At 72.2% G+C, this 24246-nt stretch carries 18 protein-coding genes; 10 read left to right on the top strand and 8 right to left on the bottom strand.

The window, feature by feature from the left end:
* Positions 1–197: 197 nt before the first annotated feature.
* From WME76_RS21365 to WME76_RS21355, 3 genes are all read left to right on the top strand, one after another.
* Positions 198–905: an SDR family NAD(P)-dependent oxidoreductase gene (locus tag WME76_RS21365; protein ID WP_437961919.1), complete on the top strand. Its 708-nt coding sequence runs from the start codon at positions 198–200 to the stop codon at positions 903–905.
* A 208-nt stretch (positions 906–1113) separates the two neighbouring features.
* Positions 1114–1890, top strand: a complete 777-nt coding sequence (locus WME76_RS21360) for a hypothetical protein (protein WP_437961918.1) — start codon at positions 1114–1116, stop codon at positions 1888–1890.
* 373 nt (positions 1891–2263) lie between these two features.
* Positions 2264–3490 (top strand): pectate lyase family protein, encoded by a 1227-nt coding sequence (locus WME76_RS21355; RefSeq protein ID WP_437961917.1) that lies wholly within the window; start codon positions 2264–2266, stop codon positions 3488–3490.
* Between the two features lie 99 nt (positions 3491–3589).
* Here the strand turns inward: WME76_RS21355 and WME76_RS21350 are convergent, their stop codons facing one another.
* The gene (locus WME76_RS21350) at positions 3590–6334 is read right to left on the bottom strand and encodes a glycoside hydrolase family 3 protein (RefSeq protein WP_437961916.1); all 2745 of its coding nucleotides are present in this window, start codon (positions 6332–6334) and stop codon (positions 3590–3592) included.
* A gap of 89 nt (positions 6335–6423) precedes the next feature.
* Here WME76_RS21350 and WME76_RS21345 point away from each other — a divergent pair, with 89 nt between their 5' ends.
* Positions 6424–7389: a VOC family protein gene (locus WME76_RS21345; RefSeq protein WP_437961915.1), complete on the top strand. Its 966-nt coding sequence runs from the start codon at positions 6424–6426 to the stop codon at positions 7387–7389.
* A gap of 144 nt (positions 7390–7533) precedes the next feature.
* Here WME76_RS21345 and WME76_RS21340 read toward each other — a convergent pair whose 3' ends face one another.
* Positions 7534–8571: an NAD-dependent epimerase/dehydratase family protein gene (locus WME76_RS21340; protein WP_437961914.1), complete on the bottom strand. Its 1038-nt coding sequence runs from the start codon at positions 8569–8571 to the stop codon at positions 7534–7536.
* Positions 8568–10682, bottom strand: a complete 2115-nt coding sequence (locus tag WME76_RS21335) for a glycoside hydrolase family 52 protein (protein WP_437961913.1) — start codon at positions 10680–10682, stop codon at positions 8568–8570. The genes WME76_RS21340 and WME76_RS21335 overlap by 4 nt, the downstream gene beginning before the upstream one ends.
* 448 nt (positions 10683–11130) lie before the next feature.
* Here WME76_RS21335 and WME76_RS21330 point away from each other — a divergent pair, with 448 nt between their 5' ends.
* Positions 11131–11667, top strand: a complete 537-nt coding sequence (locus WME76_RS21330) for an FHA domain-containing protein (RefSeq protein ID WP_437961912.1) — start codon at positions 11131–11133, stop codon at positions 11665–11667.
* Positions 11668–11697: 30 nt separating this feature from the next.
* Here WME76_RS21330 and WME76_RS21325 read toward each other — a convergent pair whose 3' ends face one another.
* A complete protein-coding gene (locus tag WME76_RS21325; protein ID WP_437961911.1) occupies positions 11698–12762 on the bottom strand; it encodes a hypothetical protein in 1065 nt (354 codons plus the stop codon).
* 482 nt (positions 12763–13244) lie between these two features.
* On the opposite strand from WME76_RS21325, the gene WME76_RS21320 reads away from it, so the two are divergent.
* Both WME76_RS21320 and WME76_RS21315 read left to right on the top strand, forming a co-directional pair.
* Complete coding sequence (locus WME76_RS21320) at positions 13245–14336, top strand: hypothetical protein (protein ID WP_437961910.1); 1092 nt, start codon at positions 13245–13247, stop codon at positions 14334–14336.
* Entirely contained in the window at positions 14336–15820 is a 1485-nt protein-coding gene (locus tag WME76_RS21315) for a hypothetical protein (protein ID WP_437961909.1), read from the top strand. The genes WME76_RS21320 and WME76_RS21315 overlap by 1 nt, the downstream gene beginning before the upstream one ends.
* On the opposite strand, the gene WME76_RS21310 is transcribed toward WME76_RS21315, so the two are convergent.
* The gene (locus tag WME76_RS21310) at positions 15781–17370 is read right to left on the bottom strand and encodes a ferritin-like domain-containing protein (RefSeq protein WP_437961908.1); all 1590 of its coding nucleotides are present in this window, start codon (positions 17368–17370) and stop codon (positions 15781–15783) included. The genes WME76_RS21315 and WME76_RS21310 overlap by 40 nt on opposite strands.
* A 519-nt stretch (positions 17371–17889) precedes the next feature.
* Here WME76_RS21310 and WME76_RS21305 point away from each other — a divergent pair.
* The 3 genes from WME76_RS21305 (at position 17890) to WME76_RS21295 (ending at position 21340) form a co-directional block, all read left to right on the top strand.
* Positions 17890–19230: a sigma-70 family RNA polymerase sigma factor gene (locus WME76_RS21305; RefSeq protein ID WP_437961907.1), complete on the top strand. Its 1341-nt coding sequence runs from the start codon at positions 17890–17892 to the stop codon at positions 19228–19230.
* A 115-nt stretch (positions 19231–19345) separates the two neighbouring features.
* Positions 19346–20086 (top strand): TetR/AcrR family transcriptional regulator, encoded by a 741-nt coding sequence (locus WME76_RS21300; RefSeq protein ID WP_437961906.1) that lies wholly within the window; start codon positions 19346–19348, stop codon positions 20084–20086.
* A gap of 6 nt (positions 20087–20092) precedes the next feature.
* Positions 20093–21340, top strand: a complete 1248-nt coding sequence (locus tag WME76_RS21295) for a cytochrome P450 (RefSeq protein WP_437961905.1) — start codon at positions 20093–20095, stop codon at positions 21338–21340.
* A 115-nt stretch (positions 21341–21455) separates the two neighbouring features.
* Here the strand turns inward: WME76_RS21295 and WME76_RS21290 are convergent, their stop codons facing one another.
* The 3 genes from WME76_RS21290 to WME76_RS21280 all read right to left on the bottom strand — a co-directional run bounded on the left by WME76_RS21290 (position 21456) and on the right by WME76_RS21280 (position 24068).
* Positions 21456–22313: a 3'(2'),5'-bisphosphate nucleotidase CysQ family protein gene (locus WME76_RS21290; protein ID WP_437961904.1), complete on the bottom strand. Its 858-nt coding sequence runs from the start codon at positions 22311–22313 to the stop codon at positions 21456–21458.
* Between the two features lie 100 nt (positions 22314–22413).
* On the bottom strand, positions 22414–23676 hold the full coding sequence (locus WME76_RS21285; RefSeq protein ID WP_437961903.1) for an RNA polymerase sigma factor: 1263 nt from the start codon (positions 23674–23676) through the stop codon (positions 22414–22416).
* Entirely contained in the window at positions 23673–24068 is a 396-nt protein-coding gene (locus WME76_RS21280) for a YciI family protein (RefSeq protein ID WP_437961902.1), read from the bottom strand. The genes WME76_RS21285 and WME76_RS21280 overlap by 4 nt, the downstream gene beginning before the upstream one ends.
* Between the last annotated feature and the right edge of the window lie 178 nt (positions 24069–24246).

The raw sequence follows: 24246 nt of genomic DNA, 5'->3' as shown, positions 1-24246 counted from the left end.
CGCACCTGGATGCAAACGCGGGCATCAGGCAGCCGCCGTGCCACGCAGGAACCCTGAGATTTCGCGCGGTTGCCGGGGCGTCCCCCGGCCGAGCCCGGGTTGCGCTGCTGCTCCAGCAGCACCCGATCAGCAATCGGTGCTGCTGGGGAGGCTTTCATGTGCCAGCGGGGACGGACTTCTGTCATAACGGCGCTGCCATGACGGTGGAAATCCAAGGGAAATGGGCGCTGGTCACCGGCGCGAGCCGGGGTATCGGGACGCAGATCGCGCGCGGCCTCGCGGGGCTCGGCTGCAATGTCGTCCTGCACAGCCGCGACGCGGCGCACACGCGGGAGCTCGAGCGGGAGCTCGCCGGCAAGGGCGTCCGGGTGAGCGCCGTCTCGGGTGAGCTGTCGGATCAGGGGGCGGTCGATCGCCTGGTGGACGACGCCATCGCGGCGTCGGGCGGGATCGACATCCTGTACAACAACGCCGCGATCATGACGCCGTTCCGCGTCACCTACACGGAGACGCCGGCGGAGGACTACCGGCTGAGCTTCGAGGTGAACGTGATCAGCCCGATCCGGATCACGTACCGGCTGCTGCCGACGATGCTGAAGCGCGGCTGGGGGCGCATCGTCCAGGTGACGTCCGGGATCCAGGACCAGCCCGAGCTGATGGCGTATGCGGCGTCGAAGGCGGCGCTCGACAAGTTCGTTCGCGACACCGTCCCTTCGCTGCGCGGCACCGGGGTTCTCATGAACCTGCTCGACCCGGGCTGGCTGCGGACCGACCTCGGCGGGCCGAAGGCGCCGAACGACGTCGAGTCCGTCCTGCCGGGTGCGCTGGTGCCGGCGCTTGTCGACGGCGAGGTCCACGGGGTGTTCTTCCGCGCGCAGGACTACGCGCGTCCTGCGGCGCGCTGAAGCTCCCGGTCGGCGCGGCGCCGCCGGGGCGCCGCTCGGGCCGCGATTTCGAGCGGACCGCGGAGGGGGCGTGTCGACATCTTGTGTCGCGCCGGTGGTGCGCGTGTTGCTAAGGTGGTGGGAGGTGAAAGCGATACCGGGACCCGGGGCGGAGACGGGATGTCGCGCGGCAGCCGGTGCGGGGCGAGCCTCCCCGGAGCGCGCGACGGTGGCCGACGCGCGCCCGCCGCGGCGGGGGCGCTGGGGGGCGTTGCTGCCCCTCCTGGCCTGTGCCGCCTGCTCGCTCGAGGGGCTGTCCGCGGCGTGGGACACGTCATCGGCCTCCGCCGGGGGTGTGGGCGCGGCGAGCGGCGGAGGTGGGGGTGCGGGCGCGGCGAGCGGCGGAGGTGGGGGCGCGGCGAGCGGCGGAGGCGGAGGCGGAGGCGAAGGCGGGGGCGCGGCGAGCGGCGGAGGCGGGGGCGGGGGCGCGTCCAGCGGCGGAGGCGGGGGCGCGGCGAGCGGCGGAGGCGGGGGCGGGGGCGCGTCCAGCGGCGGAGGCGGGGGCGCGGCGAGCGGCGGAGGAGACATGCGCGAGGCCGAGGGCTGCCTCCTCTACGGCAGGTTCACGCGGATGGCCCACCCGGAGGCGAGCGGTGGGCGCTACGTGGTCGTCCCCGAGGACGCGGGTTGCAATGCCGACCGGGTCGACTGCTCGTTCGAGGTCAGCGAGGCCGGCACGTACCAGATCACGGCCACGGTCGCCGAGGGGCCCGACGACGGCAAGGACAACTCGTTCCTGGTCCGCATGGATTACGAGCCGACGCTGGGATACCAGTACGACTTCACCGGCGCCGAGTTCCACGACGACATCGTCAGCGACGCGAAGGCGACCGACACAGCGCTGCTCACCTTCGCGCTCGATCCCGGGGAGCACATCGTCTCGTTCGAGTGCCGCGAGGATGGGTCCATGCTCGACCGGGTCGGGCTCGTACGTATCGGCCCTTGAGCCTCGCCGCGGTTCGCGGCGGTGAGCCCGGCGACACCGGGGTTGGAAACACCGCAGCAGACTGAGCGGGCGAGGGCCGCGCCGCGGTGACTGCGCGTGTCCACCGTGTCAACCCCGGGTTGACGCGGCCTCGGCCCAGGGCGCCGCGCGCGGTGCCGGGGAAGGACGAGCGGCGCGACCGTCTCCGCGGGAGATGCCGTGAGCGACGCGCGCATCGGGGCGGCCCCTGTCCGTTCGGAGCTGCTGGCATGTGCGTTGCTGATTCAAGGGCGCGTGCGTCGCCATGGAGTCGCCGGGAACGGCCCGCGCGCTGTCCGGCTCCTCCTCTGCGCCGCGCGATCCGCTTGGCTCATCACGGAAAGGTCGCTTGCTCATGAAGTGCGAAACTCAGGTTGTCCTGGCTGCGTTGTTCGCGGTCGGGTTCTCGGCGGTCGGCTGCGGCACGGAAGCGTCAGGGCCGTCAGACGACGACGAGGGCCAGCCGACCAGCAGCGCGAGCGTCAGCTCCAGCAGCAGCGCTGGCACAGGCGGGAGCATCGCGGGCAGCAGCGGCTCCGGGAGCGCGACCGCCAGCACCGGCGGCGGCGGTGAAGGCGGCGGCGCCAGCGGCACGGGCGGCAGCACGGGTGGCACCGGCGGCGGCGGCGACGGCGGCTCGGACAGCTCCGGCACCGGCGGCAGCCCCGGCGGCGCGGACTTCCGGCTCTACGGCTACGCCACGACCGGCGACGGGACCACCGGCGGCAAGGGCGGCGAGGTCGTGTCCGTGAGCTCGCTCGACGACCTGAGGACAGAGGCCGCGAGGCCGGGCGCCCTGATCATCCAGATCACCGGCAAGATCAGCGGCAGCGGCGACGACGTGGACGTCGCCTCGGACAAGACCATCGTGGGGGTCGGGACGAGCGGAGAGCTCGAGGGGATCGGGCTCAACCTGAGGAGGTCGTCGAACATCATCGTCCGCAACCTGAAGATCCACCACGTGCTCGCCAGCAGCGGCAACGGCGACGGCATCCACATGGACGAGAGCCACAACGTCTGGATCGACCACTGCGAGCTCTGGGCCGACTCTCCCGCCGTGAACTCCGACAAGGACAAGTACGACGGCCTCATCGACGCCACCCACGAGTCCTCGGACATCACGATCTCGTGGACCTACCTGCACGACCACTGGAAAGGCATGCTGGTCGGCTCGTCGGACAACGACGACAGCGATCGCCGCATCACCTTCCACCACAACCGCATCAACAACGTGAACTCGCGCCTCCCGAGCTACCGCGGCGGCAACGGCCACGTCTTCAACAACTACTTCGAGAACGTCCCCACGTCGGGGGTGAACTCGCGCGTCGGCGCCTGCTTGCGGGTCGAGGGAAACCACTTCTTCAAGGTCAAGAACCCGATCACCACGCTCGACAGCCCGGCCGGCGGCACGCACCGCATCGACAACGTGTTCGAGGAGACCAGCGGGACGCAGGAGTCCGGTGAGGACTGCACCTGGACCGCCCCGTACGACTACCCGCTCGACGGCTCGGCGGCCGTCAAGGCGCTCGTGCTGGAGCACGCGGGCGTGGGCAAGACCGATCCTCTCGAGGACCTGCCCTGATCGCGCACTCCGCCGAGCTCGCCGGCGCGCGGTGGTCGCGTGCCGGCGCGTCGCTGGAGCTCGCGATGGACCTGCCCCTCGGGATCGGGATCCAGAGGCTCAGAACGTGCAGGTCGGCGTGGGGCCGGCGGTGAAGGGCTCCCAGCGGACGTCCTCGATCGCCACGTCCATCGGCGAATCCGAGTAGATCAGGAAGGGCGTGTTGACGTTGGTGATGTCGAGCCCGCTGTCCGTCAGGCACTTCAGCGGGACGGAGACCTCGTGCCACTGCCCGTCCGCGATGGAGGTCAGCGTGCCAGCGATGTTGATGTCGCCGGAGCAGGGATACTCGCAGTGGGCCGCCAGCGTGACCAGCGTGCCCTGGGGCGGCGCATCGACGCGCGCCCGGAAGACGATGGACGTCTCCGAGTTGTAGTAGGGCGACAGGTCGACCCCGGGCGCTCCCGCCGAGACCTGCGCGTATATCTGGCCCGTCGCGCTCCAGGTCACCTGCTTGGCGCTGCCCTGGATCTCGCCGTCGACCGTGCTCACGCTGACCTCGCCGTCGGGCAGGGTGGCCCCCATGCCCACCTCCATGCCGCCCCAGTTCGAGGGGCCGCCGATGCGCAGCACGTAATCGCCCTTCTCGTCGCCATCCACGAAGATCTCGAGCGGCTCGTTCGTGGTGCCGGCCATTCCCGGGTCCGGGGCCGCGCAGCCGTGGCCCGTGGAGACCTCGGGCAGATCGTCGCCGAGCACGTCGGCGTCGGTGGTCATGAGGCCAAAGCCATACGGGAAGAGCGGCTCTTCGCCGTCTCCCTTGTTGATGGGCGTCTGGCAGTCGGCCGAGGGCCACGAGAACGACAGCTTGCCCTGGAACTCGTGATCGCCGAAGAGCACGTCGGCGACGCCGCCGCCCTCGCTGCCCGGCAGCCAGGCCGCCACGAACGCGTCCGATCGGTTGATCTCCTTGTTGGTGTGGAGCGGGCGGCCCGACACGAACACCGTGACGATGGGCACGCCCGGCGCCTGGGCGCGGATGGTTTCGATGACGGCGAGGTCCTCGGGGTGGGCATTGGCGTGCTCGAGCGTCTCGAACTTGCCGATGTCGCCCTGGCCCTCGGCGTAGGGCGTCTCGCCGATGACAACGATCGCGACGTCGAAGGTGTCGGCCGCGGCGGTGCCGTCGGGGCTCAGGGTCGCGGTGCCGTTCATCCCGGCGCCCGTGATCGCCTCGTCGATGCCGGCGTAGATGGACTGCGCGTTCGGGAAATCGGCGTTGGTGTTGCCGGTGCCCTGCCAGGTCAGCGTCCAGCCGCCGGACTGGTTCTCGATGCTGTCCGCGGTCTTGCCGGCCACGAGGACGTTCATCGACTTGCTGAGCGGCAGGACGCCGCCCTTGTTCTTGAGCAGGACGAGCGACTTGCGCACGGCCTCGCGCGCCACGGCCCGGTGCTCCGGCGCGGCGAGGAGCGTGGCGTCGCCGGCGGCCGGCCGGGTCGAGGGGGCGCCCTTGCTCGCCCTGGGGCCGAAGAGGCCGGCCCGCATCTTCACGCGCAGGATCCGGGTCACCGCGTCGTCGATGCGGGCCGTCGGGATCTCGCCGCTCTGCACCTGGGCGATGGTGTTCTCGATGAACGCCATCCAGTCGTTGGGCACCATGATCATGTCCACCCCGGCGTTGATCGCCGCGGCGCACTGCGAGTTGTTGCAACCCGGGAGCTGGCCGTGCCCGTTCCAGTCGCCGACGACGAAGCCGGTGAAGCCGAGCTGGCCCTTGAGGATGTCGGTGAGCAGGTACTGATGGCCGTGCATCTTGTCGCCGTTCCAGCTGCTGAACGACGCCATCACGGTCTGCGCGCCCGCCTCGAGCGCGGAGAAGTAGCCCTGGGCGTGGATGTCGCGCAGGTCCTCCTCGGAGCAGACGGTGTTGCCCTGGTCCTTGCCCTGCTCGGTCCCGCCGTCGCCCATGAAGTGCTTGGCGGTCGCGACGACGCGCGTGCCGCTGAACAGGTCCGCGCTGTCCGCCGGTCGGCCCTGCAGGCCCCGGATCATCCGGCCCGCGTAGCTCTTCACGATCTCCGGATCCTCGGAGTAGCCCTCGTAGGAGCGGCCCCACCGGTCGTCCCGCACCACGGCGAGCGTGGGGGCGAAGGCCCAGTCGAGCCCGGTGACGGCGACCTCGGTGGCGGTGATGGCGCCGATCTCCTCGATGAGATCGGGATCGTTCATGGCGCCGAGCCCGATGTTCTGCGGGAACAGCGTCGCGCCGATCACGTTGTTGTGGCCGTGCACCGCGTCCACGCCCCAGAGGACGGGGATGCCGAGGTGCTCGCCGGGCGCGCCGGTCGTGTCGGTGGAGGCCGCGTGATAGGCGTCCGCGAGCGCGACCCAGTCGGCCGCGGTCGCGTGCTTGGAGCCGCCCGGCCAGGAGCCGCCGCCGTTCAGCACCGAACCGATGTGGTACTCCCGGACCTGGTCCGGCGTGATCGCCAGGATCTCGGCCTGGACCATCTGACCGACCTTCTGCGCCACGCTCATCTGCGCGAGCAGCTCGGTGATGGCGTCCTCGATCTCGGGGTCGAGCGGGATCTCGCTCGTCACCGTCGGCCATTCGACCGACGCGGTCTCGCCGCCCGCGCCGCCGCCGCCGCCGGTGCCGGTGCTGGTGCTGGTGCCGGTGGTCGTGCCCGCGCCGGAGCCGCCCTCGCCGCCGCCGCCGGTCCCGGTCGTGGCGCCGCCGGCCGACCCGCCCGACCCTGTCGGGTCAGCCGGGGGATCTGTGGAGTCGTCCCCGCAGGCGGGGACAGGGATGGTCAGGGCTGCGAGCAGCAGCCAGTTGGCGTATCGGTTCCAATGCTTCATGCGAGGGCCGGAGCATCGTCCCGGCGCAGTGGGGCGTCAATAGATAGCCCCGCAGGCTGCGGGGTGAAGGCGGCCCCTTTCATGCACGGATGACGGCTGTCGGTTCGTGCGCTCGGGCCCGCGGCTTCCAATTTATCCAAGACCGCGGCGCACGCGGACACCAGAGTCGGCTCATGAAGATCGTCCTCAAGCTCATCCTCTTCCTGGTCATGCTCTCCCTCGGTGGCTGCATGTCCCACACCACGGAATCGACCGCGGCCACGGGAGGCCCCGATGCCACCTCGGCGGTGGTCCGCTACCAGACCACGGACGTCGATCGCGCCGTTCGCTTCTACACCGAGCAGCTCGGCTTCGCGCTCGATCTGCAGGCCGGCACGGCGTTCGCGACGGTCTCGCGCGGTGACCTGCGCTTGCTCCTGAGCGGCCCCGGCAGCTCCGGCGCGCGCCCGATGCCCGACGGCCGCGCTCAGGTCGCCGGCGGTTGGAACCGCGTCGTCCTCTATGTCGACGACCTCGCCGCGATCATCGATCGACTCCGTGAGGCCGGGACACCCTTCCGGAACGACATCGAGACCGGCATGGGGGGCGCGCAGATCCAGATCGAAGATCCGGACGGCAACCCGGTCGAGCTTCACGAGGCATCGGCGGAGTCGACCTCGGCGACGGGAGGCCCCGATGCCACCTCGGCAGTGGTCCGCTACCAGACCACGGACGTCGATCGCGCCGTTCGCTTCTACACCGAGCAGCTCGGCTTCGGGCTCGATCTGCAGGTCGGCACGGCGTTCGCGACGGTCTCGCGCGGTGACCTGCGCTTGCTCCTGAGCGGGCCCGGCAGCTCCGGTGCGCGCCCGATGCCCGACGGTCGCGCTCAGGTCGCCGGCGGTTGGAACCGCGTCGTCCTCTACGTCGACGATCTCGCCGCGATCATCGATCGACTCGGTGAGGCCGGGACACCCTTCCGAAACGATATCGAACGCGGCATGGGGGGCGCGCAGATCCAGATCGAAGATCCGGACGGCAACCCGATCGAGCTTCACGAGGCATCGGCGAGTTAGCTGCGCACCTGGTAGAAATTCAACTCACCCAGGTGCATCCCGAGGGGGCGCCGGCGAGGGCGATCGGCGGAAGGTTCTCGTGCGGAGGCGTCGAGAGATGGTGAAGCCACCCCTCGTATCCCCTGATCCGCGCGGCGGCGCGGATCAGGACTCGGGCTCGTTGCCCCAGGGATTGTAGTCGTGCACCTGCCCCGGCGCGGGCTTCTCGCCCTTCGTGAACGCGTCGATCAGGGCGTCCTGCAGGGGCTCTTCCCCGGCGCGCCGGTAGGTCCCGGCGCGCTCCGACCAGGCGATCTGGCGGCGGAAGGTCTCGACCAGCGGCACGGTGGTCCGGAAGTCGAGATCGCGCGCCGCCTTGCTGTTGTCGAAGATCGACCCGTATTGATAGATGAACTTGACGCCGACCATGCGGCGCGGGGCGACGTCGTAGAGCCAGTCGGTCGGGATCGGAACCACGGGGGACTTGCCGCCGGCGGCCTCCTGCAGCGCGGCGAAGATGCCGCCCCAGGTGGTGTGCTCGTCGCTCGTGAGGTGGTAGGCCTGCCCGTAGGCCTTCTCGTTGCCGAGCGCGTTGACGAACCCCCGGGCCACATCGGAGACGTGCGCGATGGCCCACGGCGTCGCGCCGTCGTCATGGACGACGAGCGGGAGGCCGCGGCGCGCGCGGTCGGCCATCGAGTCGTCGAAGTAGAGCGCGCCGAGGGCGGTGTGCCCCTCGCCGGTCGTGAACGACGGCCGCAGGATCGTTGTCTTCAGCCCGCCCTGGCCGTTCGCCGCGAGCAGCGTCGACTCGATGCGCGACTTGTTGTGGCCATACTTCGTCACGGGGCGGTGCGGCTCGTCGTCGGTCGCCGGCGAGCGCGTGAGGGGACCGCCGTAGACGCACACCGTCGAGCAGACGACGAGGTGGCCCGCGCGGCCCGAGAACGCCCTCAGCAGCGAGTCGGCGTTCTCCGGCCCGAAGGCGACCATGTCGATCACGGCGTCGAACGTGCGCTGCTGCATCTCGCGCTCGAACTCGTCGTATTTCCAGCGATCACCGACGATGACGTCGACGTCTCCCTCGAACCGCCGCGCCGTCACGCCCCGGTTGAAGAGCGTGACCCGATCGCCCCGCGCGAGGAGCTGCTCGACGATGGCCGTCGAGATGAGCCCCGTCCCGCCGATGACGAGAACTCTCATGAACGCACCTGCTTCTGCCCCGAGGGGGCCTCGTCGAGCCAGAGGATGGCAGTCACGCCGCGGGGGTAGTAGCGGCTGCCGACGGGCACGCCGCGCTGCATCTGGTCGGAGTAGGCCCAGTAGCCGGAGCCCTCGATCTGCCAGCGGACGTGGGCCTCCTCGTGGCGGTCGGGGTCGGGGAGGTCGACCTTCAGCACCGCGCGCGCGATGTGCTGGCAGAGGGCGATCTTGCTCGCCCACGAGTTGTCGCTGCTGCTCGAGAGCTTCCAGCCGCCCTCGGGGAACAGGCACAGCCCGGGCTTGAGCACCGCGCTCAGGTGACGGCGGAGCACCTGGATGAGCTCGCCGTGCTCGCCGCCCGCGTCGAGCAGACCCATGACGTGCGGGTAGAGCAGCCCCTCGATCGCGGGGATGATCGCGCTCGTCGAGCCCCCGTCGAGCAGCGCGGGGATGTAGCCCGATCGCTCGTCGAAGGCCGCCGCGATCGCGCGCGCGGCCTTGCGGGCCGCCGCCTTCGCCTCCGCGGCGCGCTGGGCGTCGCCGCGGCGCTCGAGCAGGTGCGCGAGGATCACGTACGACGCCCACCCCTTGCCGGCGAGGTAGAGGTTGCCGCGCGCGCGCCCGAGCGAGTGGTCGAGCGAGTCGTAGGTCGTGATCTCGGCGCCGGTCCCGCAGCGATCGCTGTCGAGCGCCATCACGCCGGTGCGCGCGCCGGGCTCCGGCGCGTCGCGGTGGGACAGGCTCGCGAGCAGCTCGGCGAAGAGGCCCCCGTGGCGCTCGAGGAACTGCGCGTCGCCGGTGCGCGCGACGTACACGCCGGCGCAGCAGATCCAGTTCGTGAGCTGCTCGTACGTCATGTAGCTGAAGCAGGCGGCGTCGAGGTTCGGCCGCTCGTAGCTGGAGTTGCCCGCGGGCGAGAAATGGTTGCTCATGCCCATGTCGTGCGTGAACGACACGCCGCCGGGCAGGAGCTCGCCGGGCGCGCCGGGGCGCTTCACCCTGTCGCGGTAGCTGTAGCGGTCGACGTAGAGGTCGAGGACGTTGCGCACGGCCCAGGGCGCGTAGCGCAGCTCGAAGAAGAGGTGATCGATCGTGAGATCGAAGGTGTTCATCATCTCGTACTCGCCCTCGTTCACGACCCACAGCGGCGCGGGCGGCGAGGCGTCGTCGAGCGCGGTGTCCAGCCACTCGGTCGAGCCGAAGTAGCTGTGCGTCGCCTGGGCGAGCAGCCACTTCTGGGCGGGGCTGAGCGCCGCGCGCGAGAGCTCCTCGTCCCGCTGCGCCGCCTCGGCGACGAGCGCCTCGCGGCGGTCGAGGGCGAAGGAGAGGACGTCCTCGAGCCCCTTGAAGTAGCGGGTGTAGGCGTAGCGCGCCTCGATGCCGGTCGTGATCGCGCCGGCGTCGTGGAACCCGAGCGCGATCCAGACCTCGCGCTTCTCGCCCGGGGGGACCTCGATGAGCAGGCCGCCGGTCTTGCCGAGGCGGAACAGGCGATCGGCGCTGCCGTCGAACGCGTGCTCGGGCGAGAAGGCCTGGAAGGCGCGGACGCCGGCCTCGGGGCGAACCGCGAAGCCCCAGCGCCGGCCGTGGGCGACCCCGACGAGGCGGCCGTCGCTCGCCGTCTCGAGGTCGCGCAGGCTCGGCGCCTCGAGCGCGAACACGCCCGTCAGGGGCTCGGAGCGGCCGGTGTTATCGAGCTCGATGCGCGCGATGAGCGCCGGGCAGGACCGCGCGGCGACCTCGGCGGGCGGCGCCGTGCGCGGGTCGGGGATCGGGCCGAAGGGCGAGTAGATGGCGAGCGTGAGCCTGCCGGCGCGGATCGTGTCGCTGGCCCAGCCGAGCTCGCGGCGGATGTCCTGCGCACCGAAGACGCGGCGCATGCGCGTGTCGCGCGACAACGTGACGCCGAACGGGACGTCCGGGCCGCGGGCCGTCTCGAAGTAGGGGAGGAGGAAGAGGTCCCCGTCGCCCTCGCGGTAGCCGATGTAGAGGTTCGAGTCTCCCGGGCGGCCCACCTGGGAGGCGAAGCCGCCCCGGCGGTCGAAGCTGCCGAGCGTGAAGGAGGCAAAGGCGCCGACCGGCGCGTGCTGGACATTGTAGGAGGAGGTCACGGCGGCAACATACCGTGATCGCCCCGCGAAGCGATCCCGCGAGTCGTCGTGGGTGCGTGATTTCAATCCGCTCTTCGGCCTCTCTCCTCGCTCCCATCGGGCATGGAGCGCGTCGTCCGGATCCGCGTGTCCGACGGCGCTGCCGCCGGCCCTCGCCCCGTGGAGGTACCTGGGAGCGCACGTGGGTACGCCGCGCGAGCGCGCCACGTGAGCCGCATGTGCGTCGCGCGCGCCTCGCATGTGAGCCGCGCGTCAGCCGGGTATGGCGAGTACCGACCTGTGGTCCGCGCGGCGCCTGAATTTTCGACCACACGGCGCGGCGTGGCCCCCGGTGATCCCGTCGTGGACTGATGTATAACCGCCTTATCAGGCCCCGCCGGACCGGCCGCGCGCCGCCCGGCCGGGCCCCGTCGCTCGAACAGCACGGAACCTGGGGGACGATCCGCTCATGTTGACCTTCGCGACCCTTTGTGCCCAGAGCCGCGCGCTCTCACGGATGGCCTTCGATCGAAGGTACCCTCACGCCTGGTTGCTCCGGGAGCTCGGCCCCGAGGACCAGCCTCCTCCGTCGTTCAAGACCCTCTTCGCCGGCACCTCGCCCGGCTCGGCCGGCCAACCGGCGCTGTGCCGCCACCGGATCTCGTCGGGCATGTCCGTGGCGTCCCACGGCTGCGAGCTCCTCGCCGTGACCAAGCGCCCGGAGAGCCCCTGGCAGGATCGCATCCTCATCGGGCGCGCCTTGAACAGCGATATCGTTCTCCGCGACCAGTCCGTCTCCAAGGTCCACGCGCACATCTCGGTCCTCGTCGCAGACACCCCGCTGCTCCACGCGAGGAAGAGCACCAACGGGACCTACCTGAACGACCGGCTCCTCGCGCCGGCCGGCGACGGCGTGCCCCTCCGGAGCGGCGACATCCTCCAGTTCGGCAACGTCGTCTGCGAGTTCATCCTGAACGCCGATCTCTACCGGCTCATGAACCGCTGAGTCGTCGCCCGCCGCTCGCCCGCCGCCGGATCAGCGCCGCGCCGGGTGCGGCGCGCCGAACAGCACCTCCACCGGGCCCGCCTGCGTCTCCACCACGAAGGTCGCGTCCACCGGGGCGCCGCCGCGGAAGGCTTTCACGACCTCCTTGCGCCGCTTCATCAGCTCGACCAGGCCGAGCGCGAGCGCCTCGGAGGCGGTCAGCTCCTTGGGCGTCGGCTTGCGGCCGATCAGGTCCTCGTCGACCATCGCGAGCATCGGATACGTGTCGGGATCGGCGAGCTCCCAGCGCTGCTCGGCGACCTCGGCGCGCAGCGCCGGGTGCAGGTCGCCGGCGCGGTCGAAGCTCAGCGAGAAGAAGCTCGCCGGCAGCGAGGCGGGCGGCGCGTCCGGGAGCTTCGCGGTCTCGGCGAGGTAGAGCTCGAACCCCTGCGCGCTCTCGAAGAGCAGCACGCCGTGGCTCTGGCCGGCCTGCCCGACGACGCACAGCGCGAGGTCGCGCGCGCCGAGCGACGGGATCGACAGCGCCATGATGTCGGCGTCGCTGGGCACGGCCTTCCAGGGCGCCGCGCGGTAGAGCGCGGCCGCCGCGCGGAAGAACGACGCCATCGCCGGCGCCTCGATGCCGCCCCCGAGGAAGCTCGGCGTCAGCCGGCCGTCGCGCGCGCCGAGGTGCTCCTCCAGGTCCTCGGCGACGACGTCGATCTCCGGCGTCGGCGCGACGCGGACCTCGACCGTCGCGCCGAGCCGCGCGCGCAGCGCGTCCGCGAGCGCGGGCGACGCCACGCGCACGCGCGCGGGCAGGCGCGCCTCGCCGTCCAGCGGCTCCCTGGCGGCGGCCTCGAAGCTGTCGACCGCGCCCGCCACGACGTCGCCGGGGCGCAGCGCGGCGCAGCTCAGCACGAGGCCGCGCTCGGTCATCCAGACGACCGCCTCGGGGCGGTACGCCTCGTCGCCCTCGTGCACGAACGCGCGCAGGGAGAAGAAGCCGCCGATCCACGCCTCGTCGCGGCGAGGCAGCGGGGCCGCGGTCTTCTTCACGGCCTTCTTGGCGAGCTTCTTGGGCCGCTTCTTCTTCGGGGCTGGCACGGAGGACATCAGGGCACCTGTTCGCGAGAGCGCTCCAGCCGGTACGCTCGACGAGGGGGGACGAGGGCGGGACCGGAAGCGGACGCGCAACGCTAGCGCAACGGCCGCGCGGATCGAAGGTCAGGCAGGCCGCGCCTCTCCAGCTCCCGCGCCGCGAGGAGCTTCGCCCCGAGCTCGCCGGCGCGCCGCGCCTCCTCCTCGTCGGCGACCTCTCTCTCCGGGTCCCCCGGAGCCGGCACGCGCCGCGCGCAACGCGCCAGGGATGGAGGGGAGTCGTCGGGCGGCCAAACCCGTCTCGCATGCGGCGTGAGGGGTTGATGGGGTCGAGCGCGGGCCGCGCGCCCGACCAGGGCACCGGCGGGCGGGGAGCCCAGGGCGCCTTTCGCCCTGGCGCTCCTCGCGGTGCCCTGTTATCGGTCGTCGCGGTCCAGCGCGCCGATCCGGAGCGGGTGCTGCGCGCCGACCTTCCTGGGGACTCGATGCCTGAAGAGATGTGCAGAAGGTCCCGCCGCCTGGCGCGTGGCGCAGGGGGCGGCGCGCGTCGCGCGGCGCCGGGGGGCCTCGGCCGCCTCGCGCTCGGGCTCGCCGTGGCGCTGGCCGCCTCGGCGCCGGCGGCCCCGGCCGGCGCCGAGCCGACGACGATCGGGGAGCGCGCGCGGGCCGACCAGCTCCGCCGGGAGGCGGGGGAGCTCATGGCGAGCGGCCGGCCCGAGTCGGCCTGTCCGAAGCTCGAGGAGAGCGACCGGCTGAGCCCGTCGGCCGGGACGAAGCTCGAGCTCGCGAGGTGCCATGAGGCCACGGGGCGCCTCGCGAGCGCGTGGGCCCTCTACGCCGAGGTCGCGGCGGCGCCGGAGGGAGCGGGCGGCGACCCGCGGCAGGCGGCGGAGGCCCGCGGGCGCGCGGCGGCGATGGAGCAGCGGCTCCCGAAGCTCGCGATCGTCGCGTCGCCCGAGGTGCAGGCGCTGCCGGGGCTCGTGGTGAGGCTCGACGGCGTGGACGCGCGCGGCCTGCTCGGCGCCGCCCGCCCCGTCGATCCGGGCAAGCACCGGGTGACCGCGATCGCGCCGGGCACGCAGGCCTTCTCGCGCGAGGTCGAGGCGAGCCAGCCAGGACAGCTCGTCGAGGTCCAGATCCCGGCGCTCGATCCCGAGCTCGCGGCAGAGGACGCGCCGCCTGCGCCCCGCGTCATCGAGCGGCGCACGCAGGCGCCGTACGGCGCGCGGCCCGATCCGATCCACCGGAACCTGATGTGGGTGACTGGCGGGCTCGCGCTGGCGGGCATCGCGCTCGGAAGCACGTTTGGCGCTCTCGCGATCTCCACGTGGGACAAGGTCGAGAACGCCGCCGGGACGGCGTGCAGGGATCCGGCGCGTTACCGGGACTGCGCGCAGCCGGTGCCCGATCTGTCGAGCAGGGCGATGTCGTACGCGACCGTCTCCGATTTCTCGTTCATCGCCGCGGGCGCGGCGCTCGCCGGCACGGCCGTCCTCTGGTGGACGCTGCCCCCGGACGGCCCGCGCGCGAGCGCCCGCGTGCACATCGCGCCGGGCGTCCTCGGCGGCGCCGTCGTCGGGGTGTTCTGATGAGGAGGACGCTCGAACGGCGCGCCCTGCTCTGGCTGGCGAGCGCCCTCTTCGCGGCGAGCGCCGCGGGGTGCGCGGACATCGCGGGCATCGAGCGCATCGGCGAGCAGGGCGTCGGGGGAGGCACGTCCAGCGAGCCCGGGTACACGTGCCAGTGGGCGATGCCCTTCGGCGACGCCGACACGACGCTCGGCGGGATCGCGGCCGACAGGGACGGCACCTTGTGGGTCGCGGGCGGCTTCCAGGGGACCCTCGCGGTCGCGGGCGGCGCGGCGCTCCGGGCGGGCGGCGGGGGCAAGGACGTCTTCGTGGCGCACCTCGCGGCGGACGGGAATCACCTCTGGAGCGGGCGCTTCGGGAACGCGGAGAACGACGTCGCGACCAGCGTCCATCAGGCGACCGCGATCGCCCTCGGCGACAGCGGCGTCTACGTGGCGGGCGACTTCACCGGCAGCCTCGCGTTCGGCGCGGACTGCGCGCTCCCGGAGGGCGCGGGCGACGGCGACGTCTTCGTTGCGCGGCTCGACAAGAGCGATCCAGGCGGGCCCGCGGCCTGCGCGACCCACGGCTCCAGCCGCCTCGACGAGGCCAGGGCGGTCGCCGTGGACGGCGATCGCGTGCTCGTCCTGACGTCGCTCAACGGCGGGGCGGACATGGGCTTCGCCAGCCACGACGGACAGACGCTCTCGAGCGCGTGCAACGGCGTCTTCTCGGGCCGCGAGGGGGCGAGCTACCGGCCCCGCGCGCTCCGCGTGGACGCCGGCGAGGCGTTCGTGGTCGCCGATTTCGAGGGCCGCGTGAACCTCGGCTTTCCCGGCGCCGAGCGCGGGCTGCCGTCCGGCGACGAGGCCGCCGACGGCGTCGACGCCGTGCTCGCGTCGTTCCCCACGGCGTGGATCTGCGACCCGCCGAGCGCCGGCGCCGCGGGCCTCTGGTACCGGCATTACTCGTCGCTCCCCGGCGATCAGCGCGCCAGCGCCGTCGCGGTGCACAAGGAGGGCGTCGTCCTGGCCGGCTCGTTCACGGGGGGGATCGACCTCGCCGGCGAGCCTGACGGCGGGTTCGTCTCCACCGACGAGGACGGCTTCGTCGCGCACCTCGATCGGCGCGGCGTCTCCCGGTGGGCCAAGCACCTCGGGGGCAGCCTGGCCCAGTCGGCGCAGGCGGTCGGGACCGACACGTCCGAGAAGATCGTCGTGGCCGGGCATTTCCAGCAGCAGATGAAGACCGACGACGCGGAGCTCACCGGCGAGGGCGTCGAGGGCGACCTCTTCCTCGCGCGGCTCAACGCCACGACCGGCGAGGTCGAGTGGAGCGGCGCGCTCGCCGGCGCCGGGCTCCAGCAGATCCAGGCGCTCGTCGTCTCCGGGACGGACATCTTCCTGGCGGGCACCTTCAGCGACGACTTCAGGCTCCTGAACTGCGAGCCCGAGGTCGCGGACGGTCAGCTCTTCATCGCGAAGCTCTCGGTCTCCTCGCGCTGAGCGCCGGCCGTGGCGCGCGGCGCGCGCCGCTCGTCGCGCTCGCGCGCGAGCAGCGCCTGCGCGCAGGGCGCGATGACCTGCGCGAGCGCGCGCTCCCGGATCGCGCGCCGGTGCTGCGCCGAGAGCACGCCGAAGCCGAGCAGCGGCCCGCCGCCGTCGGCCTCGCGCGGGGCGGGGGGCTCCGCGCGCGCGGCGGCGAGCTCGTCGAGGACGGCGCTCGCCAGGGAGGGGTCGCGCTCGAGGGCCCAGGCGGTGAACCGGAAGGCGAGCTCGGCGTGCCGCGTCTCGTCCTCGGCGATCTTCTCGAGCGCGCGCCGGATCGTGGGATCCGTCGCGTGGAGGGCGGCCTCTGCCGCCTCGATCGCGGCGACGGTCTCGCCGACGCACCCCTCGCGGAAGGTGGTCACCAGGATCTCGCGGGCGCCGTCGCCGCCGAGGGCGCCGTCGATGGCGAGGGGCCCCGGGCCGACGCCGCGGCCGGCGAAGGCGCTCGCGAGCTCGAAGCACGTGCGCGCGTGCTCGGCCTCGTCGCCCATGGCCGCCTGCGCCGCGTGGACGAGCTCGGGCGGCGCGCCGAGCGAGAGGAGCTGCAGCGAGAAGCGCGCGAAGGCCGCGATCGACGCGTGCTCGAGCAGGGCGGCGCGGGTCCAGTGCGCGGCGAGCGCCGCCTGCTGCTCGGGCGAGAGCGCCTCGCGGCGGGGCGTCGCTCCCGGGGCTGCGGCCCGCCAGTCGTCGCGCGCGGCGGGCTCGGCGGTGCGCGCGACCCCCTCGACGAGGAACGGCCGGCCGATCACGCAGATCTGCGGCGTGCAGGCGTGGCGCCCGGCCTCGAGCGAGCACTGTTCCTCCCCGACGCAGTCGTCGTCGCTGGCGCACTCGTCGGCGGACGTCTGGCAGGCGAAGCCGGTCCCGCCGCAGCCGGGGTTCAGGACGTAGGTGGAGCAGAGCAGCCCGCCGCAGTCGTCGTCGCTCGTGCACTGCGCGAGCACGCACTGCCCGACCGGATCGCCACAGAGGCAGATCTGCCCCTCGCCGCAGTCGGCGTCGGTCGTGCACCCATAGTTGCAGTAGCACCCTGGCAGCACGTCGCCTCCGGTCGCGGCGTTGCAGTAGCCGTGCGGCTGGTCGGTGCAGTCGGCGTCGGTCTTGCAGCTCCCCGCGGCGCCGCTCGGGTCCGAGCACGCCTCCTCGCGCGGGAGCGCGCTGGGGCAGGCGACGACCTTGGCGCGGTGCATCCAGCCGCCGGCGCAGCGCACGTACCCGGTGTCCACGCCCGCGACGACGATGGGCTCGGGATCGTCGCACGCGAACGGCGGACCTTCCGGCGTCACGCTCCCCGTGCTCCCGGCGGGGCCATCGACCGAGCTCCCTCCCGAGCCCACCGCCGGGCTCCCTCCCGAGCCCGCGGCCGGGCTTCCGCCCGATCCTTCCGCCGAGCTCCCGCCCGACCCTCCTCCGGTCGTGACGCCACCGCAGCTCAGGGCGGGCGCGATCGCCAGCACCGAGAGCAACCTCGCACCCCACGAGTCGATAGAGACGAGCAATCGCATGGAATTTCCCTCTTGCGAGGAGTTTACCCGGGGGCGGCGCCGCCGTCGTCACGAGCTCGCGGCGGTCCGCCCGGCGGGGTGATGGCCAGTTCTCGACATCCGGGGGGAGACCCTCGGTGAACGCCGCACAGCCACGGAGCTCAGCCGGCATGATCCGAGAGCCGGCCGCTCTTCGCCACGAGCACGCCGGTCACCCCCGGTCGAGCGCCCGGCACACGCGGGCTCGACCGGCCTCGCAACGGGCTGAGCCGACGCCGCCCATCCCGGAGGATGCCCCCGGCGCGCGCTCCTCCGCGCCGAGAACCCCGCGCGCGCGCCGGCGCCGCCGCCCAGATGCAAACGACGCGCGCGGAGCGGTGGAACAACCAAGAAAAATGCCGTAAAAGGGCGGCAGTAGGCTAGCCCTTCGATTTTCTGTTTACGTCCATAGCGGATAGAGTATCGAGGCGCCTCGCTGCTCGTATCTCCCTGCACCTCCGGGGGCAGGCACGACGCAGCGGCAACACTGGAGCGCACTGAATGAGGTTCCGTCCCTCGCTCTCTGCGAGCGAGCCCGAATCGAGTCGTCCCGTTGTCATCGATTCCCCGGAGGAGCAGGCGGGCGAGCGCGCTCCTGCGCGCCGCGGCCGGGCTCCGGCCGGGCACGTCGCGCCGGGCGCGACCGAGCTCTACTTCCGCTCGCTCGCCGGCAGCCAGCCGCTGACGCGCGAGGGGGAGGTCGCGATCGGCCGCCGCATCGAGGCGGGCGCGCTCGCGTGCGTCGAGGCCTGGGTCCGCTCGCCGATCGCCTTGCGCGAGCTCGCCTGGACGGCGGAGGACGTGCATGTGGGGGCGCTCGGCATCCGGGATCTGCTGTGCGAGTCCGACGCCAGCGATGTCGACGCGGAAGCGTGCTTGAAGCGGCTCGCGGGGCTGCTCGATCTGGCGCGCTCGCTCCATGCCGGGGAGCGGACCGGCGAGGACCAGGAGATCGCGCTCGCGGGCCTCGCCGCGGGCCTCGCGGAGCTGCGCCTCGATCCCGCCTTCGAGGAGCGCATCGAGCGGAGCCTGCGCACGGCGGTGGCCGAGGCGACGGGGGCCGAGCGCGCGCCGATCCAGGCCACGATCGCGGCGATCGCCCGGGCGCGCCGCGCCGTGGCCCAGGCGAAGTCCGAGCTCGTCCAGGCGAACCTGCGCCTCGCGGTCGCGATCGCGCGGGAGCACCAGCGCTTCGGCGTCCCGCTGCTCGACCTCGTGCAGGAGGGGAACCTCGGCCTGATCCGCGCCGCCGACAAGTTCGAGTACCGCCGCGGCCATCGCTTCGGCACCTACGCCGCGTGGTGGATCAAGCAGGCGATCAAGCGGGCGGTCCTCAACCAGGGCAAGGCCGTGCGCATGCCGGTGCACCTCACCGCGATCCGGAGCCAGGTGGTGCGCGCCCGGCGGGATCTGGTGCAGGAGCGCGGCCGCGAGCCCTCGGTCGAGGAGGTCGCGGAGCGCAGCGGCCTCTCGGTGGAGAAGGTGCGCATGATCGGCGAGCTCGCGCTCGACCCGCTCAGCCTCGACGCCCCCATCGGCGAGGAGGGGGACACCCGGTACGGCGATCTGCTGGCCGGCGACGAGCCCACGCCCGCCGACATGCTGGCCCGGCGCCGCCTGATCGAGCAGACGCGCGAGCTGCTCGACTCGCTGCAGCCGCGCGAGCGTGAGCTCCTGCGGCGCCGCTTCGGCCTCGACGGCAACGAGGACGAGACGCTCGAGGAGATCGGGCAGTCCTTCTCGCTGACGCGCGAGCGCATCCGCCAGATCGAGGCGAAGCTGCTCGAGAAGCTCCGGATGCGCTCGCGGCAGCGAGAGCTCGGCTCGTACCTCGAAGGCTGACGGCGCCCCCTGCGGCGAGCGGCGCCCGCCGGGTTGACCAGCCCGGCGGGCGCGCTACATTGACGTCTCGACGTTTGACCAATTTAGAAAATTGGTCAAACGTCCACGATGGAGCATGCGCTTGACCGAAGGGGAGATCTCGAAGCACCGGCAGCGGGCCGAGCGGATTCTGGATGCAGCGGCGGAGCTGGTGCTCCGCTGGGGGTACAAGCGCGTCACGATCGATGAGGTCGCCAAGCGGGCTGGTATCGGCAAGGGGACTGTCTACCTGCACTGGAGGACGCGAGAGGCGCTCTTCCTCGCCGTGCTCGCGCGCGACTCGGTGAAGCTGTACGCCGGCCTCATCGCGGCGATCCGCGAGGATCCTGCGGAGATCCTGCTGCACCGACTGCTGCGGAGGACGCTCCTTTTGCTGAAGGAGTTCCCGCTGCTGCAGGCGATGTTCACCGGGGACACGGAGGTGCTCGGCGGCCTTCTCGAGGAGAGCACGGTGCGGCCGCTCCGGGGCCGCAAGTTCGCCTCGTTCCGCGGCCACTTTGCGCTCCTCCGGTCGCACGGCCTGCTGCGCACCGACATGGCCGCGGACGACCAGTTCTATGCGATCAACGCCTCGATGTTCGGTTTCTACCTGCTCGATCCCATGTTGCCGCCCGAGGAGCGGCGGTCGCTGGACGAGAGGGCCGAGATCGTCGCGGCGATGGTGCGCAACGCCTTCGAGCCCCCGGATCCCCCCGATCCCGCGGTCCTCCGCGCGCTCGCGCCCGGGATCATCGACATGTTCGTGCGGTTACGCGCTGATTACGTGCAGTTCGTACAAGGGAATTCGACCTCAACGCGGGGGAGCCCCGAGGAGTGATCCACCATGAGCACGACCGACGCGATCGCCCATCCGAACCAGCCCGCGCTGGACCCGCTCCTGGCCTGGCTACGCCATGCGCGGGAGTCCAGCCCGATTCATCATGACGAGACGCAGCGGATCTGGCAGCTCTTCGGTCACGCGGAGATCTTCCGCGTGCTGTCCGATCCGGCGACGTTCTCGTCGGACATGTCCAGGTTCATCCCGCCGCAGGCGGACTTCGAGCTGTTCTCCCGGGGCAATTTCGTCCGGATGGACCCTCCGATGCACCGGAAGCTCCGCGATCTGGTGAGCCAGGCGTTCACGCCGCGCATGGTGTCCGGGCTCGCGCCGCGGATCGCGGCGCTCACGAGCGAGCTGCTCGACGGCGTCGGCGACGCCGAGCGCTTCGATCTGGTGGGATCCCTGGCGTATCCGCTGCCGGTGATCGTGATCGCCGAGCTGCTCGGGATCCCGGTCGCGGACCGGGATTCGTTCCGGCGGTGGGCCGACTCGCTGCTGTCGAGGGAGGACACGGGCGCGATGCCGGACGAGGCGATGATGAACCGGATGGCCCCGACGCTGCGGGAGATGAACGACTACCTGCTTTCGCACATCAGGCAGCGTCGCGCCCGGCCCACCGACGATCTGATCGGCAAGCTGGTGTGCGCCGAGGTCGACGGCCACCGCCTCGAGGACGAGGAGATCGTGGGCTTCGTCGGCCTGCTGCTGATCGCCGGGCACATCACGACGACAGCGCTCGTCGGCAATGCGATCCTCTGCCTCGACGAGAACCCCGCCGCCGCGGACGAGCTCCGGGCCGACCCCTCGGCGATCCCGGCGGCCATCGAGGAGGTGCTCCGCTATCGCCCGCCGTTCCCGCGGCTCGCCCGGCGGACCACCGCCGAGGTGGAGCTCGGCGGGAAGCGGATCCCGGCGGATCAGATCCTGATTCTGTGGCTCGTCTCGGCCAACCGCGACAGCGCGCAGTTCGAGGATCCCGATCGGTTCAACATCCACCGCAAGCCGAACCCGCACCTGAGCTTCGGGTACAGCATCCATTTCTGTCTCGGCGCCCCGCTGGCCAGGCTGGAGGCGAAGATCGCGCTGGAGATCCTGCTCGACCGGTACCGGTCCATCGCGGTGGCGCGCGACGGTGAGCGCGAGTTCTTCAGCCCGACGGCGATGATCAGCGCCAGGCGACTGCCGGTGGACGTGCAGGCCGCGCGGCCGAAGGCGAAGGGAGAAGGGCGGCGGGGCCTGGTGTCCGCGTAGCGCCGCCCGGCGTCCTGGAGTCCTGGCGGTTCATCGCCTCTCCTCGTCTGGTCTCGTCCGAACACCGATATTGGAAGGAGGTCTACAGGCGTGAGCCGGGCAGCCCTCGCGGACCTCACGGCTCCTGGGCGAGGGTCGAGAGGAGCTGCTCGTGCAGGACGGGAGATCGGCTGATGAGCAGCCCGTCATCGAGGCGCGGCGTGGGCCGGTTGTAGCGGAGCGGGTTGCCGGCGAGGTCGGTGGCGGCGCCGCCCGCCTCCCGGACGATAAGATCGACCGCGGCGATGTCCCACTCCCAGGCGCCGAGGCGGCGGCCGGCGGGAACACCGGCGATCGCGTCGATGGAGCCCTTGCCGGGCAGCAGCGCGCGGGCGCAGAGGCTCCGCGTCGCCTCGACGACGTGCGCGGCCCCCAGCCGCGGCGCGACGCGCTGCAGGCGAGGGAGGTTGTCCGGAGCGCCGAGCCAGCCCTTGGTGGCGATCACGGGCCGCCCGCCGCCCAAGGAGAGGCGGAGCGGCCGGCGCTCCTGCCCGGGGCGCTCGATCCAGGCGCCGCTCCCGGCGACGGCGCTCAGGAGGAGCCCGGTCGTCGGCTGGTAGGACAGCGCGACGACCGGCGCGCCACGGACGACAAGCGCGATGAACACATCGAAATCGCCCGTGCGCGCGACGAACTGCGCTGTCCCGTCGATGGGGTCGACGATCCAGCAGCGGTCTCTGGCGAGCCGCGCAGCATCGTCCGCTCCTTCCTCGGTCAGGAGGGCGTCGCCCGGGAACGCCGACGAGAGCGCGGCGCGAATCGCGGCGTCCGAGGCGTGATCCGCCTCCGTCACCACGGACCCGTCGGGCTTCTCCGAGACCGCGGCGCGCCCGTAGAGCGCCAGGATCACCTCGCCGGCGGCCCGCGACGCGGCCGTCGCGACCTCGAGCTCCCGGGCGTAACGCGCCATGGACGCGTCGCTTGCGCTGGACATGGCGACCGGTTAGGCGCGAGCATCTTCCGGGTCAACCGGTCGATCCTCGACAGGAAAGCCGGTCGGGTCGGGCGCGGTGACGCGCGCCGGCGCCTGCCGCTCACTTCAGGGCGTCGCTCAGCCGCGCCGCCTGCGTCGCCAGGTAGGCCTGCTCCGGGAGGCTCGTCGTGCGGCTGGCCGCTCGTCTGTAGTGCGCGATCGCGGCCTCGTGATCGGCGGCGCGCTCCAGCAGGTGCGCGCGGACGGCGTCGAGGCGGTAATGCCCCGCGAGCCGCGGGTCGGCGTCGAGGGCGTTCAGCAGATCGAGCCCTGAGCGAGGGCCGTGCACCATCGCCGTCGCGACCGCGTGGCTGAGCGCGACCATCGGATTGTCGGACATCCGCATCAGCACGCCGTAGAGCGCCAGGATCTGGGGCCAGTCGGTGTCCTCGGCGCGCGCCGCCTCGTCGTGCACCGCCGCGATGGCGGCCTGCAGCGGATAGGCGCCGATGGCTCCCCTCGACAGCGCCGCGGTGACGAGCGCGACGCCCTCGGCGATGGCGCGCTGATCCCACAGGCGCCGATCCTGCTCATGGAGGGGGATCAGCTCGCCCGCCGGCCCGGTGCGCGCCGCGCGACGCGCGTCGGTCAGCAGCATCAGCGCGAGCAGGCCCGCGACCTCGCCGTCGTCCGGGAGGAGCGCGTGCACGGCGCGCATGAGGCGGATCGCCTCGCTCGACAGGTCGGTGCGGTGCAGCTCGGGGCCGGCGCTCGTGGTGTAGCCCTCGTTGAAGATCAGGTAGAGCACGTGCAGCACGGCGCCGAGGCGCTGCGCGCGCTCCTCGGGCGTGGGCATCTGGAACGGCACGCCGGAGGCCTTGATGCTCTGCTTGGCCCGGCTGATCCGTTGCGCCATGGTGGCCTCGGGGACCAGGAAGGCTCTGGCGATCTCGGCGGTGGTCAGGCCGCCGACGGCGCGGAGCGTGAGCGCGATGGCGGAGGACGGCGACAGGGCGGGGTGAGAGCACATGAAGAGCAGGGCGAGCGTGTCGTCGTGCTCGGGGGTCTCGTCGCTGTCGGGGGCGAGGGCGATCTGCTGCTCCGGCGGCACGAGGCTGATCACGAGCGCCTCGCGGCGGCGGCGGGCGGCCTCGCTCCGGACGTGATCGGTGATCCGGCGCGACGCGACCTGGATGAGCCAGGCGCGCGGCTCGTCGGGCACGCCGTCGCGCGGCCACTGGGTGGCCGCGGCGAGCAACGCTTCCTGGACGGCGTCCTCGGAGGCGGCGAAGTCGCGGAATCGCCGGAGGACGGCGCCGAGCACCTGCGGCGCGAGGTCGCGCAGCAGGCGCTCGGCGCGGGCGTCGCGTGACGGAGGGGTCACAGCAGATCGTTGGGGGGCGCGCTCATCACCTCGCGGACCTCGATCCCCATGTTGAGCGGCGCGCCGCCGGGGCCGGGCGCGGCGGAGGCCTCGGCGGCGATCTGGCAGGCGCGCTCGGGGGTGTCGACCTCGACGATCCAGTATCCGGCGAGGAACTCCTTGGTCTCCGGGAAGACGCCGTCGGTGATCGGCTTGCCGTCGTTGCCGGCGCGCACGAGCCTGGCCTGGTCGGGCCCGGAGAGGCCTTCGGCGGCCACGAGCTCGCCCGAGTCGCTGAGCTTCTTGTGGAAGCTCTTCATGAAGGCGATGTGCGCGTGGAGATCCTTCTGCGGCCAGCTTGCAACCTGGTACGGCCCGCCGTGCGGGGTGTTCATCATCAGCATGTATTTCATGGTGGGCTCCCTCTCATCGCTGGCGCCCCGGGCGCGGGGCGCGTTCACAGGCAGGTCGGAGCTGCGGGCGGAGTCTCGACATGCCGGGTGACGAATGGCGAAGAAATTCGACGGGAGATGTGAGGTGATGTGGGCGTAGGTGTGTGGTTGCCAGGGGGAGAGGAAACTGAATCCCCGC

This window comes from Sorangium sp. So ce119, from assembly GCF_051524405.1.
Lineage (GTDB): Bacteria > Myxococcota_A > Polyangia > Polyangiales > Polyangiaceae > Sorangium > Sorangium cellulosum_G.
The sequence above is the reverse complement of the archived record's forward strand: the minus strand, read 5'-3'. Positions and strand labels throughout refer to the sequence as shown.

Bases quoted from the DNA above. Each gene is read 5' to 3' on its own strand.
- WME76_RS21365 (WP_437961919.1), top strand. From the start codon at position 198: ATGACGGTGGAAATCCAAGGGAAATGGGCGCTGGTCACCGGCGCGAGC.
- WME76_RS21355 (WP_437961917.1), top strand. From the start codon at position 2,264: ATGAAGTGCGAAACTCAGGTTGTCCTGGCTGCGTTGTTCGCGGTCGGG.
- WME76_RS21350 (WP_437961916.1), bottom strand. From the start codon at position 6,334: ATGAAGCATTGGAACCGATACGCCAACTGGCTGCTGCTCGCAGCCCTG.
- WME76_RS21345 (WP_437961915.1), top strand. From the start codon at position 6,424: ATGACGGCTGTCGGTTCGTGCGCTCGGGCCCGCGGCTTCCAATTTATC.
- WME76_RS21340 (WP_437961914.1), bottom strand. From the start codon at position 8,571: ATGAGAGTTCTCGTCATCGGCGGGACGGGGCTCATCTCGACGGCCATC.
- WME76_RS21330 (WP_437961912.1), top strand. From the start codon at position 11,131: ATGTTGACCTTCGCGACCCTTTGTGCCCAGAGCCGCGCGCTCTCACGG.
- WME76_RS21325 (WP_437961911.1), bottom strand. From the start codon at position 12,762: ATGTCCTCCGTGCCAGCCCCGAAGAAGAAGCGGCCCAAGAAGCTCGCC.
- WME76_RS21320 (WP_437961910.1), top strand. From the start codon at position 13,245: ATGTGCAGAAGGTCCCGCCGCCTGGCGCGTGGCGCAGGGGGCGGCGCG.
- WME76_RS21315 (WP_437961909.1), top strand. From the start codon at position 14,336: ATGAGGAGGACGCTCGAACGGCGCGCCCTGCTCTGGCTGGCGAGCGCC.
- WME76_RS21310 (WP_437961908.1), bottom strand. From the start codon at position 17,370: ATGCGATTGCTCGTCTCTATCGACTCGTGGGGTGCGAGGTTGCTCTCG.
- WME76_RS21305 (WP_437961907.1), top strand. From the start codon at position 17,890: ATGAGGTTCCGTCCCTCGCTCTCTGCGAGCGAGCCCGAATCGAGTCGT.
- WME76_RS21300 (WP_437961906.1), top strand. From the start codon at position 19,346: ATGCGCTTGACCGAAGGGGAGATCTCGAAGCACCGGCAGCGGGCCGAG.
- WME76_RS21295 (WP_437961905.1), top strand. From the start codon at position 20,093: ATGAGCACGACCGACGCGATCGCCCATCCGAACCAGCCCGCGCTGGAC.
- WME76_RS21290 (WP_437961904.1), bottom strand. From the start codon at position 22,313: ATGTCCAGCGCAAGCGACGCGTCCATGGCGCGTTACGCCCGGGAGCTC.
- WME76_RS21280 (WP_437961902.1), bottom strand. From the start codon at position 24,068: ATGAAATACATGCTGATGATGAACACCCCGCACGGCGGGCCGTACCAG.